Genomic DNA, 13,413 nt, shown 5'->3' on the forward strand with positions numbered 1-13,413 from the left:
TATCTTTGTAAAGAAATTACCATTTATGCCCATCATCAACGTAGAGCCCAGAACCAGAGCACAGGAAAGCACAAACGCTATTGAACGCATGTACATTACCATGCGGCATTTATTCAACCGTGGTTTTTATAAGCCCATGGGCGTGAGCGGTGAGTCCTTGAGAGAATCTTTGCTGACAATAAGACCAGAAATATATGGTTCTATTGCAGAGGATAAAATTGAACTGAGTGGCTTATTATACGTTATGGATAGGCTACCTATGGGAATTGAAGAATGTACCTATATCAACCTAACCAGTGACGAAGGCTATAGCGGCTCACATTTCAAGGCTATCATACCTAAAAAACGCCGTCGTAACTGCTACCGCATTGATAAACACCAGATGAATATCGAAATCACTCGCGGTCGCTCAGAGATTTACGATATACTGACACACCTTACCTTCTTAATGGTTGAATCCCACAAGATCATGAAGCGTGTGATCATAGGCGATGACGGCAGCACCACGCGGGACTGGAAGTGTCTGGAAGATGCTGTAGCTAAAGATGAACTCACCCAAGAAGAGAAGGAAGTTGCCGTAATTCATACCGCAAACATTCTGGGAAGAACCTTTGATGAGGTCATGCAGGTGTACGGCTCCTTTGCCACGCCACAGAATCCTAATCAGTTTTTGAGTACAATTTATTATCTAGGACTCCTAGGCAAACACGAGATAATGGATGAGCAAAAGCGCATTATCACTTTTTCTCCTGTGTTACGGGAGCGACTGGGACACCATATCCATGGTGATCGATGGGCCATGCGCATCAAGAAACACTTGATAGACAACAATTTATTTGAACGTCCATTACACATCATCAGTGCAAATTTGCACTCCGTTATGAATTCCGTTTATGGACCTAAGGTACTTGCGGCACAGATAAGCAAAAAAGGACGCATGGAGGTTTTTGCCTCGTTGAGTGAGGCCGCTGGTAAAAAGAACCGTGATGCCATTAAGAAATATGCCTTGCAAAATGGAATGCAGGAGCTTCAGGATCAAAGCGGGACCAACATTGATGTGCAGATTTTTGACACGGCTAAAACAACCTTTGAGCACGTAGGCTTTTGTGAAGATCGCTTTCGCGAAAGCGATAACAACCACAAGCCCGTTCTTATCGTTATGGACTACGCTTTTGGCGAGCAGGCCTATGAAACATTGGACGAACTGCTAAAGCCTTACAACGACGGTAGTAACCCTAGACACATGAATATCAAAAGTGTCAGTATCATGGGTAAGGCAGGAATACTTGAAGGCGAGAAAGGTGATATCATGGTCCCAGATGCCCACGTATTTGAGGGAACGGCAGATAATTATCCGTTCAAAAACCGACTTTCCAAAAAGGATCTCGCCACTGAAGGGCTTAACGTGGTTTCTGGATCGATGGTCACGGTTCTGGGAACATCACTACAAAATAAGGATGTGTTGGAGTATTTCTATAACTCCAGCTGGCGCGTGATAGGTCTTGAAATGGAAGGTGCACACTATCAAAAGGCCATTCAAGCAGCCTCTAAGGTGCGACGTAGCATCTCAAAAAAGGTGCGAGTAAGATATGCGTACTATGCGAGTGATAATCCTTTAAAAACAGGCCATACGCTTGCTAGCGGTGGTTTGGGTCTAACCGGTGTCAAACCCGTTTATGTGATTACAGAAAAGATTCTGGAGCAGATCCTTAAGGAAAGCCTACCCAAAACGGAATCTGAAAAGGCAAGTCAATAAAACGCGCCTAGTTACGTTATATTTGGGTTTTCATTAACAAAAGTAGATATGAATCAAAACGACCCTCAAAATAGAGAGGAGCAGGAAGTAGACTTAGTTCCTGTGTTTGTCTGGATAGGCGATGGAATCAAAGGATTTTTTAGAGCGATTGGAAATTTCTTTAAGGCGATAGGGCATGCGATTATCCTTTTCTTAATCTTTTTGCAAAAGAACATCATTCTCATTGGCTTGTTTATTTTGGTGGGAATTGGGCTAGGATATTACCTTGATTCTGCAGGAAAGTCTAATTATACGGCACAATTGAGAGTGCAGCCTAACTTTAATAGTTCCTCGCAGCTTATTTCAAATATCAAATACTACAACTCGCTTACTGATGAAGGCGATTATGATCGACTTGCTAATGCTCTAGGATTGTCCTTGGATGAGGCAAAGAAACTGAAGTCCTTCTCCATTGAAGAAAGCTACAACGATACGGAACTACTTGCAGAATATGATCGATTGGCAAGAGATTCAGATACTATGGCTCTTGACAATTTCACCTTTGAAGGTTTCAAAGAAGCCAAAAGAGAAATTGATTATGAATTTTATGAGATCATTGCCAAGGCTGAAACCAGAGCGATTCTTGAAAAAGCAATACCTAAGGTTATTGACATAAAGGAAAACTCTGGAATTAAAGCTGCTAGACTCTCCTATCTTGAGAATACAGAGTTTGATATTGAAGCAAAGAAATACCAATTGTCTGAAATCGATTCTTTGATAGCAGCCTATCAAAAAATGATATCCACAGAGAAGTCCTCTAGCGGTGGAAACACCAATCTTTTTGTAGGAGACCAGCGCTCATCTGACAATCTGGCGAATTTGTTTTATCAAAAGCAAACGTTGCTAGAAGATTTACAGGCGTTAAGAGAGGATAAATATGCATCAGAAAACATTGTCAATGTCGTCTCAGAATACATTGTCAAAGGGAATGTAAAGAATGAACACATAAAGTTAAAGCTGATACTTGTGTTTTTCTTTTTAGGAATCTTTGTTGCAAGCATACCACTTTTATGGAGGTTTTTAAACACCTATTCAGCTAAAAACCCTTAAAACAAATCGAGTTGAAAAAGGTAATGATCATAGGCGCAGGTGGAATGCTGGGCATTAGTATGGTTCATGAATTAGCCGGGTTTGATGTGGTGGCTCTAGAGAAAGAGGACCTTGATATTACCTGCTATTCAAAAGTTAGACAACAACTTCTAAAACATCAACCAGAATATATCATCAATTGTGCGGCTTATACGGCAGTAGATCTGGCGGAAAGGGAGCCAGAAAAAGCCCATAAGATTAATGGTAGCGCGGTAGGAATGCTTGCTTCTCTTGCAAAACAGATCAATGCCACAATCATTCACTTTTCAACCGACTATGTGTTCGATGGTAAGGCTACTGAACCTTATAAGCCTACTGACCCTGTAAACCCAATCAATGTTTATGGCCAAAGTAAATTACTTGGGGAAATACTGATAAAACGCTCTGGAGCGAAACACTACATCTTTAGAATTTCTTGGCTTTACGCACCACACGGAAAGAATTTTTTCAAGTGGGTACTAGAGAATGATCTTGAAGAAATGAAGGTTGTGGATACCCAAACAGGCTGTCCTACAAGTGCTCTGGACGTTGCCAGTTTTGTGAAACACGTTATTGAGAATGACCCTAAAAAACATGGAACTTATCACTTTAGCAATGAAGGTAGTATGACTTGGTACGCTTTCGCGAAAGCGATTATTAAACAGGCTGGATTGAATAATAAGATCACTAAAACAAATAAGTTTTCCACGCTTGCAAAGCGACCAGATTACAGTACGTTAGATTATAGTTTAATAAAAAAAGTCTTTAATTATGAAAGTCCAAAAGCTTGCACGGCTTTGTCTAATGTTTTTACCCAATACAAAATGTTGAGTTCATGAGGGATCTTATTAAAAGATGCTATTATCAATTTCCCACTGTACGTAAGGTAAATGAATCGGTATGGGCTAACGTGTTTCATGATAGCATCAAACAATATGCATACTTAGATAGATTATCGCTCAATGTAGGAAGGTTTTCTGCAAATTATACTCTTTTGTATTTGTTACACAGAATCATTGATATATCTAACCCTAAGCGATTATTAGAATTAGGATTAGGAGAATCCAGTAAGTTTATATCAACCTATTTGAAGCATGAGCACAATACTTGTAATCATATTATTGTAGAACACGACAAGGATTGGGTCACGCATTTCTCAAAATTTGCACTCTCAGAATGCTCTGAAATACAGATGTTTGAAGTAAAAAAAGGAAGTTACCTCAACAAATATAGATCCTGTAATTATGTTGGTTTTGAACAGTTAGGTAAATCAGGAAAATTTCAAATGATTGTTATAGACGGTCCATTAGGAACAAAACAATACTCTCGGAATGATGTCCTGCAACATCTAGAAGCGCTTGTTGATTTTAAAAATTTCATAATAGTTTTTGATGATACACAACGCAAAGGAGAGCACCAAACTTTTAAAGCTATGTGTAAACAAATAAAACAAAAGGGTGTATCTTATGGATCCACAACGTATTATGGTGATAAATTTGTCTCTTTGATATATTCTTCAAACTATGACTATTTGAATACGCTTTAGGTAAAGGTTTTAATCAATTTAAAATATTTCTTAGGTGACATAAGTATTTTAATATTCAGAATTTTACACTAAAAAGTGTTTTTAGGGATGAGATATATTTTCAAAAATTATTCTGGAGAAGAAAAAACTGTCGCTAAGAATTATAGCTCTCTGGTTGTACTACAAGGTTTGAATTATGTTCTTCCCTTGCTCATAATTCCTTTTTTAGAAAGGCAGTTGGGCCTTGAGAAATTCGGACTGGTGATGCTTGCTCAATATTTAATGGCTTTTTGTGTTGCGGCTACGGACTTTGGATTTAATGTTACCGCTACCAGAGAAATTTCTATTTTAAAAAATCAAAAAGGGGATTACTCAACTTTATATTTTAAAGTTTTTTGGGCTAGACTAATCTTATTATTGATCGTTTTTATGCTGTTGTGCCTAATAGTATTTACTGTGCCTCGTTTTAAGGTAGAATGGCATATTTATCTTTTAAGCTATGGTGCGGTTATGGGTCAAACTTTATTACCAGATTGGTTTTTTTTAGGAATAGAAAAGATGAAATTCTTGACAATTGTAAATGTTGGAGCAAAGATCTTGTTTACATTATTATTATTTCTTTTCATTTCTTCACCGGCAGACTATCATTATGTTCCTATTTTTAACTCTATAGGGTTTATGACCGCAGGGTTGTTTATGTTCATTGTCAGTATGAAATACGTTAGTTGGCAATGGCCAAACTTTAAGGACAGTAGCCTGTTTTATAAGGAAAGCTTTCAAGTTTATATTTCTAATATTTCCTCGCAGTTAAGTTATGCAGCTAATGGTTTGATTTTGGGGATTTTTGCTGGAGATGCGGTTGTTGGAATTTACAGTGCTTTTGATAAATTGATAATTGCGGTTAGAAAGATGTTTTTACCATTCTATCATGCCATGTATCCCTATTTGGCTAGAAAATCTTTTTATGAAAAAAAGGGAACGATGAAAAAGCTAATTCCTACCGTTACCATATTTGGGTGTATTGTTTTTTTATTGATCCTATTTGTAGGAGAATGGGTAGTTAATCTAATCTATGAAAATATTGAAATTCACCAAAATGTATACTTGTTCAAATGGATGGGACTTATAACGCTTTTTACAGGATTAAGCTCGCTTTTTCATTCATTGTATGCGCCAGCTAGAAAATTATTTGATCAACGTATGTATATGATGTTGATTTCGGGAATTTTCAATATATCCTTGAGTTTAATAATAGTTCCTTACTTTCAATTGCAAGGAACTGTTATAGCAGCAATTTCAACAGAGCTACTATTACTATTTATCGCCGCATACTTTTACAGAAAAGATCAATTAAATGGCTAAAAAGCTACTTATAATACAAACCTCTTTACCCTCATATAGATTAGCTTTAATAGATGTGATACGAAATCATCTAGGGGCCCGGCTTGAAGTTTTTTGTGGAGGCAGATTTTTTGATCCTTCCATAAAAAGAGATGAAAAATTCAAACCAGACATATTTCTCAAAAACCGATTTTTTTTAAATAACAAAATTTTATGGCAGTCCGGACTCTTAAAGCATGTGCTGCGAGATGATATAATGGTATTGACCATTAACCCTAGAGTTCTTTCTAATTGGGTGGCTTTGATTATAAGAAAGGCTGTTAGGAAGAAAACTTTTTTATGGGGACACGCTTGGTCTAAAGGTGGTAAAAATACAACTAGTGAAGTTTTAAGGCACGCCATGCGCTCATTGGGGAATGAGATTATCGTATATACAAATACACAAAAAAGGGAATTGAAACTGAAAATGGGCAAAAAGAATATCCATGTTGCTCCCAATGCAATATATCATAAGTCAGAAATGACGAGCGCTCATGACCATAACCCTAGAGATATAATATTTGTAAGCCGCATGGCTACGAATAAAAAGCCCCTATTACTAATCAAAGCTTTTGAAAAAAGTATATCCCATATACCAAGAGATTCACGATTACTTTTAATAGGCGACGGTCCTGAAGTCTCAAATTTGAAGACTTATATCGCTAATTCAAATCTTAATGACCGTGTAATTCTGTTAGGTGAAATTACAAATGTTGAAAAACTTGCACAATATTATTTCAGCTCTTTGGTTAGCGTTTCACCCGGCAGGGTAGGTTTAGGACTAACACAAAGCTTGGGTTTTGGAGTTCCTATGATAATCGCAAAAAATGAAAAGCATGGTCCAGAGATTGAAGCTGCTAATGAAGGTTATAACAGTTACTATTTTAACGAAAATGATTCAAACGATCTTTCTCAAAAAATAAATAAAGTCTTTCAAATTTGTGATGATATTTTATTAAGGCGCAACGCTATTTGCGAAAATTGTAAAGAGCAATACTCAGTAGAAGCAATGGCTCAAACATTTATTAATTTGGTTTAAATAAATAATCTTAGAAAGCATATTTGGCAGCAGTTAGAGATTAAGGAACTCTACTTTTTTTAAACGATAGAATGATGATATAAAACGCAACTACCTTATAAAAATTAACGTAATTACATTATCAGAACCATTAAAAAAATGTTTGAAACTCTTAATTTACTATTTACATCCGGATTTTTCAAAAAAAACGGTGTCTTTTTAATAAATTAACTAAATAAACCTATGTGTTATATGATCTAAAGCTTGAAAAAGAAACTTCAGTATTTTGATCATAAAACATAATGTTATGGTCAATTTTGTAAAAACCTATAGCTGCATTAAATGATCAAATGGAGAGATCTTTTTTTCATGGTTTACCTGTTGGTCAGCCTTTTTCATTTTTGGAATTTTAGTCCAGAAAACGTTTACATATATGCTTTTTTTGGTTTAAATTTTATAGTGATTTCTACTATCATGGTATATCATATTTATATTGAAAAAGCTTACAGTCCATTCCTCTCTACCTTTTTAGTATTTAACTATCTTTTTTTCTTAGTTGCTCCAATGAGTCAAATAACAGAAATTGTAGGAACTGAGCAGTTAACTTTTTTAAACAAATTTCCATTACAAGAGAATCTAATATTAAAAACGCTAGTCTTAATTCTGATATTTAATATTAGCTTTTTTGTTTTTTATCTGAAGTTCAAAACACTAGCTTTCAAAAGGGCTATTAGCTATAAAAACTCTTCAAAAAAAGGGAGCGGAAGCCTACCAGTTCTCGCTCTATTATGGTTATCTGTAGGCTTTATAATTATACTCACAAATTTTGATTTTATAATTTCTGAATTCAATCGTCCATCTTGGCAATCTCCAGATGCGAGTGTTGTTGAAGGTCTAATTAAAACTAAAATTTTGTTTGTTATTCCTTTATCAGGTATAATAATCACGACAAAAGCTTTAAGGTCTAGTTTAAATATATCAAACCAGTGGCTTATGTATATTACCCTTTTCTTATTTTTCGTTCAATTATTTATTTTAAAAAACCCTTTACTTGCTAAACGACATGAATTAGGGCCTATATTTTTTGTCTTGCTATTTTTATTTGTTCCCAGGTTAATTAACACAAACCTTAAAGTGTGCGGTATGATTTTTATCGCGATGCTAGTAGGTTTCCCGCTTGCACAGTTGTTGACACATGTAAACTATGGTGCACAGGAGCTATTTTCAGACCCTAGCCTTCTTCTTGTAGCTATAGAAAATGGTGTTTTAACTAACGGTTATTATAGCTTAAATTATGACGCTTTTTTAAATATTGGTGTAATCATAAACCATGTCGCAGACACAGGCTTAAGTTATGGTTATCAAATGCTCAGTGGGATCTTATTTTTTATACCGCGTTTTATATGGCAATCTAAGCCAACATCCTCAGGGACGATTGTAGGAGAAACCCTTAAAAATGAGTACGGATTTAACTTTACTAATGTTTCTAACCCGTTTGTTTCAGAGGCATATCATAATTTTGGATATTTCGGGATAATTATATTTTCAATTATTTTAGTTTTTGTGATTATCTTATTTGTAGACTGGCTCAGGTCAGCTAATTTATTTAAACAATGCACAGCCATCTATTTCTCACTCCATCTCATTATGTTTTTAAGAGGTGACTTTACCAATGGTATGGCGTATATGGGAGGAGCTATGATTAGTCTGTATATTTTACCTTCCTTAGCACACACTTTATTGAAAACTTTGATGTTCTCCAATAAAAATCAGCGCACGGCAGATGGTATTGAATAGATTGGAAAAATCATATCTGTATGTCTGCTTGGTGGCATTTGCTATGCCGATCCTCCCTAATTTTCTTAGAAATGTAGTTATAGCTGGTATCGCTGTTTTGACTATTTTCTGCCTTTTTGATAAAAAAACTAAGACGAAATTTAATTATAAACTCTCCATCTTTGGATCTTCTTTGTATATACTTTATGCGGTAAGCATGTTTTACACAGAGAACGTCGATGTCGGTTTTAAAAAACTGGAAACAGGGGTTTCACTTATAGTAATGCCGTTGCTATTCAGCTTTATGCCAGATGTTGTTAAACAATCTTTACGGTCAAAGATTCATATATTTTTCTCCATATTTATTACGTCAGTAACACTGGCCTTTATAGTATTTTTCTGCATATTTTGGGAACATTATGGGATGTCACTATTCCAGCATTTCCCTACCGTTATCGACAATGATCTAGGACCTTATAATATTCACCCTATCTACTTGAGCATGCATGGTGCGATTGCTATTCTTATGTCCCTGCATCTACTCAGTAGAACTAAATCTGCCAAAGTAATTATCATTTTGATTGTCAGCAATATAATTATTGCTGCATTTATGCTTATTCTAATAAAGAAGGGACCCATTCTGTCTCTAATTATTGCGGGATTATATTATGTTATTTCTGCTGGGAACTCAAAAACTTGGACTGTTCTGGGCCTTATAGCACTCATATTTGCATCAGTAATCATAATACATCCCAAAGTGAACAGTAAATTCTCAGAACTCTTAAAAATAGGAGCACAAGACAATTCCGTTATGAGCTCAACAAATATTAGGATGGAAATTTATAAATGCGGAAAGGAAATAATACCGCAGGCTGGTATATTGGGTTTTGGTGTCGGTGATGCGAGAGAAAAGTTATTGGATTGCTATATAGAGACTAATGAGAATCTTGCATTGTACAAATACAATTCGCACAATCAATACCTAAGTATCATTTTACGGGCTGGGTTCTTAGGGCTGCTGCTGTTTGCAATGTATATAATTTTTCTAATTCTAGGACTCAAAAAGAATAAGGGATATATCGCTATTTCTCTAATATTATTTTATTTGTTGGTCATGTTTTCTGAAAACATACTCGAGCGAGAGAATGGAGTTCTTTACTTTAGTTATTTTTCTGCATTTCTTTACGTTGCTTTTACAGCAGCACGACCGTCTGAAGTTGAGGAGTCTTTCCGCATTAATGAAAAAATGTCGGACTAGCTTTGCCTATCTGTTTTACCACCGGAAAAAAATATATTTTCAAAAATTTTAATAAAATAAGTTTTAATTGCGCATTGCAAAAAACTCAAATTCATCAACGATGACCTAACAGTTCAGGATCCATTTAGTTTTCCCTCAACTGTATTAGACTCTAAAGACATATATAAATGCGTTGTCTCAAACATCAATGAAATTCCCTAAAACATAGGTTTGGCTTTTCGTTCAGATGAGTTATGTATTTTGTTACTTTGCTCGTATTCTAGAGTTCTCCATCAATCTGCCTTGTATTTTCAATCATGAAAAAAAATAAAACCTTCGTTTTAATAGGGCCAGTACCACCGCCAGTGACTGGAAACAACCTTGTAAATGTTGAGGTCGCTAGGGTTATAAAATCTGATGGTTGGAAGCTTAGGTCCATCGATATGGAGATTAATAGGAAGTTGGATCAAACTATAGGAAAGTTTACCTGGTATAAGCTCGCTATTTTTAAGAGATATTTAAAACTGCATTATATTCTATCTAGTAATATAGTTTATTGTAGTATCGGCCAATCATTTCTTGGTATTGTGAAATATGCTCCATTTATAATCCTAGCTTCTGCCCTTGGAAAGGAAAAGGTGGTTCACTTGCATGGTAATGCTTTGAAGGATAATTATGAAAGCTTCAATAAGTTGCAAAAAGTAATTTCCCGACACCTTCTTTCTAAATTTGATAAGGCAATAGTTTTATCATGTTCAATGAAAGCTAACTTCACTCCATTTCTCAAGGAAAACCAGATATCGGTATGCTGGAATTTTTCACCAGTACAACCGATTAAATCAACTGTAAAGACCCGTAAAAGGATAAATATTCTGTTCTTGAGCAACTTATTACCAGCAAAAGGTATTGAGACCTTCCTTGATGCAGTGGAAAATTTAATCGCGAGCGACCATAAGATCAATATTAAAATAGCCGGAGCCGCATCCACCGACAGACTGGATATTTTGAAACGTATAGAAACAAACCAACAGATAGAATATTGCGGTGTCGTAGCAGATGATAAAAAATCCGAACTCTATAATTGGGCAGATATTTTCTGTATGCCTACTTTAAATAAACAGGAAGGGCAGCCACTAGTAATTCTCGAGGCATTGAGCCATGGATGCTATATAATCGCATCAGATGTACCAGGAATATCTGATGTGCTCTCACCAAAAAATGGTGAATTGATAGAGCCGACATCTGAAAACATCAAAAATTCGATAGCAAAGATTACTGAAAATCGAAATAACTTGATTATTGTAGAAAAAAACAATAGAAAATATTCCGAATTTTTTAGCCGTTCCAGTTTCAAAATACGCTTTCTCGAGATCATAAATCAAGCAAAATAACACCTGAGGAAGAGTGAATTTTGAACAGTCAACCACTATAATTTTATTACATCATAATGCTCTACTATTTATTATTTAGAAGTCAGTTATGAAATGAAACATAAACTGCGTAATATTAGTTTTGATTATATAATGATGGTATTAAAAAACCATAGTTACTCAGTGATGACCATCAAGGAATATCCACCTAATAGTTTTACTGTAAAATCAGGAGCTATTGAAAAAAGAACTTTTCTGGCAACGTTGCCTATTTTCATTTTTAAAGATTTGTTCGGTGTTTTAATATTGCCAGATGTATAGAAATAGTCAATAACCTTCTGCTCTGTATCTTCTAAAGTTGCTAGAGCAGTTTCTTTTGTATAATAGTGTAAATGACCTACTTCATTTCTAGCATCAATCATCTTACCTCTTAATATGGCACTAATATGGACATCTAGAGGAATGTGATAAACCTTGTATTTTGCGCGCCTTGAGCAATCTTCTATAAAACCTAAGTAGTCAGGTACATGCTCAAAAACATCAATTATCAACAGCACATCAGAGTAAACATCCTTTTCAGCAAGGTTATCTAGAAAGAACTTGACATTGCTTTTTTCTTTTTTTTTCGCAACATTGATAGCATCTATTGCAATGTCATAGCCATTATAATTCATGGTTACGTCATTATACAACTTATCCATATTGAGTAGGACCTCTCCAAAACCACAACCGACTTCGTTTATTGATTTAGGCTTGATGTTATTCTTATTTATTATGTCAAAAGCATATTTTGCTTTCCATGGAGAATCGCCTACATCCCAATCTTTTTTGAGCTTAAAGTATTCTGAGTTTTCGCCACTATAAATATCTTTCATTCTTAAGCTTTACGGTTTATATAGCTGATAAGGAATCCAAATATAAGTTTTTTAAGAGTTGGTTTAAAAGGGTATTTTAGCGCTGTTTGCATGAACTCTCACTAGTCATGCGATCAGAATATCGACTAAAACTATGATAGAAGGAAAAACCATCACTTTTATAGGCTTGAACTATGCCCCAGAAGATACGGCCATAGGGCTATATTCTACCCAAATGGTGGATGCACTTGTAGCAGCTGGTGCCTATGTGAATGTAGTTACCGCGATGCCCTACTATCCACAATGGAAGATCCAGAAGCCTTATGACACTGCTGAAAATTATCTAGCCGAGAAGAACGAAACCATTAACGTTTATAGGTACAAACAGTACGTTCCAGCGACTCCTACCTTTTTAAAACGCGTATTCCATATCTTAAGCTTTACCTATGGCAGCTGGCGCAATCTGCAAAAAATCAAAAAGACAGACCTTGTCATCAGTATTATTCCGTTTACCACTTCTGCATATTTAGGAGGTAGGCACGCGCATAAGCACCAGGTGCCACACTGGATCCACATTCAAGACTTTGAATTCGATGCCGCATTGCAATCTGGCGTTTCTGGTGGGAGCAAGAAGCAAGTTTTTAAACAGCTGTTCAAGATTGAAAAGTCAATACTGGACAAGGCGTCGACGGTGAGCACCATAAGCCACCTCATGATCAAAAAGCTACAATCAAAAACCAAAACCTCAACCTATTATCTGCCCAACTGGATTGATCCAGACAGCTTTCAAATTGATGACTCCAGAGAAAACCACACTTATCTGCAGAGTAAAAAGTTTAAGCTTTTATATAGTGGGAATGTTGGAGACAAGCAGGACTGGGAATTTTTCCTCGCTTTCGCGAAAGCGATCCCATCCCAACACTTTGAAATCATCATAGTTGGTGCCGGTTCCAGAATGCAGTGGCTCAAAGAAAACGTGCAACTGGACAATGTTCACTACCACGATCCAGTTCCTTATGCAGACCTGCCATGGCTACTGTCCAGCGCTGACGCCCATTTTCTCTTCCAAAAGGAAGACGTCATCGACACCGTGATGCCTTCAAAACTACTGGGCATGATGGCTAGCGGGAAGCCATCGCTAGTATTGGGAAACGCAGCATCTGAAGTGCGCAATGTTTTAGAGGATTCTAGTGGTGGTGTTTACACGTCAGATTACACAGTAGAAGGTGCTGTCGCAACCCTATTAAACTGGAAGGAGCATCCAGATGTACCTCATCAAGTGGGCATGCAAGCCAGAAGCTATGTCAAAAAACATTTCTCTAGATCACAAATACTCGATCAGTGGATTGATCAACTAGCCTCGCTGGTACCTTAGCAATTCTCTATATTT

11 protein-coding genes are annotated in these 13,413 nt (G+C 36.1%); 10 read left to right on the forward strand and 1 reads right to left on the reverse strand.

Annotated elements, in window-relative coordinates; genetic code table 11:
- The first annotated feature begins 25 nt into the window (after positions 1-25).
- From BST86_RS12135 to BST86_RS12175, 9 genes are all read left to right on the forward strand, one after another.
- Complete coding sequence (locus tag BST86_RS12135) at positions 26-1,756, forward strand: DUF6909 family protein (protein ID WP_105983473.1); 1,731 nt, start codon at positions 26-28, stop codon at positions 1,754-1,756.
- Between the two features lie 48 nt (positions 1,757-1,804).
- Entirely contained in the window at positions 1,805-2,845 is a 1,041-nt protein-coding gene (locus BST86_RS12140) for a hypothetical protein (protein ID WP_105983474.1), read from the forward strand.
- 11 nt (positions 2,846-2,856) lie between these two features.
- Complete coding sequence (gene rfbD / locus BST86_RS12145; protein ID WP_242446526.1) at positions 2,857-3,702, forward strand: dTDP-4-dehydrorhamnose reductase; 846 nt, start codon at positions 2,857-2,859, stop codon at positions 3,700-3,702.
- Positions 3,699-4,409, forward strand: a complete 711-nt coding sequence (locus tag BST86_RS12150; protein ID WP_105983476.1) for a hypothetical protein — start codon at positions 3,699-3,701, stop codon at positions 4,407-4,409. The genes rfbD and BST86_RS12150 overlap by 4 nt, the downstream gene beginning before the upstream one ends.
- A gap of 87 nt (positions 4,410-4,496) precedes the next feature.
- Positions 4,497-5,750 (forward strand): oligosaccharide flippase family protein, encoded by a 1,254-nt coding sequence (locus BST86_RS12155; protein ID WP_105983477.1) that lies wholly within the window; start codon positions 4,497-4,499, stop codon positions 5,748-5,750.
- The gene (locus BST86_RS12160) at positions 5,743-6,807 is read left to right on the forward strand and encodes a glycosyltransferase family 4 protein (RefSeq protein ID WP_105983478.1); all 1,065 of its coding nucleotides are present in this window, start codon (positions 5,743-5,745) and stop codon (positions 6,805-6,807) included. Before BST86_RS12155 ends, BST86_RS12160 begins: the two co-directional genes overlap by 8 nt.
- A gap of 321 nt (positions 6,808-7,128) precedes the next feature.
- Positions 7,129-8,583, forward strand: a complete 1,455-nt coding sequence (wzy, locus tag BST86_RS12165) for an O-antigen polysaccharide polymerase Wzy (RefSeq protein ID WP_105983479.1) — start codon at positions 7,129-7,131, stop codon at positions 8,581-8,583.
- A gap of 403 nt (positions 8,584-8,986) precedes the next feature.
- Complete coding sequence (locus tag BST86_RS12170; RefSeq protein ID WP_146126764.1) at positions 8,987-9,820, forward strand: O-antigen ligase family protein; 834 nt, start codon at positions 8,987-8,989, stop codon at positions 9,818-9,820.
- A gap of 296 nt (positions 9,821-10,116) precedes the next feature.
- Positions 10,117-11,190, forward strand: a complete 1,074-nt coding sequence (locus tag BST86_RS12175) for a glycosyltransferase family 4 protein (protein WP_105983481.1) — start codon at positions 10,117-10,119, stop codon at positions 11,188-11,190.
- 155 nt (positions 11,191-11,345) lie between these two features.
- On the opposite strand, the gene BST86_RS12180 is transcribed toward BST86_RS12175, so the two are convergent.
- Entirely contained in the window at positions 11,346-12,044 is a 699-nt protein-coding gene (locus BST86_RS12180; protein WP_105983482.1) for a class I SAM-dependent methyltransferase, read from the reverse strand.
- 133 nt (positions 12,045-12,177) lie between these two features.
- Between BST86_RS12180 and BST86_RS12185 the strand changes: the two genes are divergently transcribed.
- Positions 12,178-13,398 carry a WcaI family glycosyltransferase gene (locus tag BST86_RS12185; RefSeq protein WP_105983483.1) on the forward strand — a complete coding sequence of 407 codons (1,221 nt, stop codon included), beginning with the start codon at positions 12,178-12,180 and terminating at the stop codon, positions 13,396-13,398.
- The last annotated feature ends 15 nt before the right edge of the window (positions 13,399-13,413 follow it).

The sequence above is a fragment of the Nonlabens agnitus genome (assembly GCF_002994045.1).
Taxonomy (GTDB): Bacteria; Bacteroidota; Bacteroidia; order Flavobacteriales; family Flavobacteriaceae; genus Nonlabens; species Nonlabens agnitus.

Coding starts and splice junctions, on each gene's coding strand:
- BST86_RS12180 (WP_105983482.1), bottom strand. CDS start 12,044: ATGAAAGATATTTATAGTGGCGAAAACTCAGAATACTTTAAGCTCAAA.
- BST86_RS12140 (WP_105983474.1), top strand. CDS start 1,805: ATGAATCAAAACGACCCTCAAAATAGAGAGGAGCAGGAAGTAGACTTA.
- BST86_RS12135 (WP_105983473.1), top strand. CDS start 26: ATGCCCATCATCAACGTAGAGCCCAGAACCAGAGCACAGGAAAGCACA.
- BST86_RS12160 (WP_105983478.1), top strand. CDS start 5,743: ATGGCTAAAAAGCTACTTATAATACAAACCTCTTTACCCTCATATAGA.
- BST86_RS12155 (WP_105983477.1), top strand. CDS start 4,497: ATGAGATATATTTTCAAAAATTATTCTGGAGAAGAAAAAACTGTCGCT.
- BST86_RS12185 (WP_105983483.1), top strand. CDS start 12,178: ATGATAGAAGGAAAAACCATCACTTTTATAGGCTTGAACTATGCCCCA.
- BST86_RS12170 (WP_146126764.1), top strand. CDS start 8,987: ATGTCACTATTCCAGCATTTCCCTACCGTTATCGACAATGATCTAGGA.
- BST86_RS12150 (WP_105983476.1), top strand. CDS start 3,699: ATGAGGGATCTTATTAAAAGATGCTATTATCAATTTCCCACTGTACGT.
- wzy (WP_105983479.1), top strand. CDS start 7,129: ATGATCAAATGGAGAGATCTTTTTTTCATGGTTTACCTGTTGGTCAGC.
- BST86_RS12175 (WP_105983481.1), top strand. CDS start 10,117: ATGAAAAAAAATAAAACCTTCGTTTTAATAGGGCCAGTACCACCGCCA.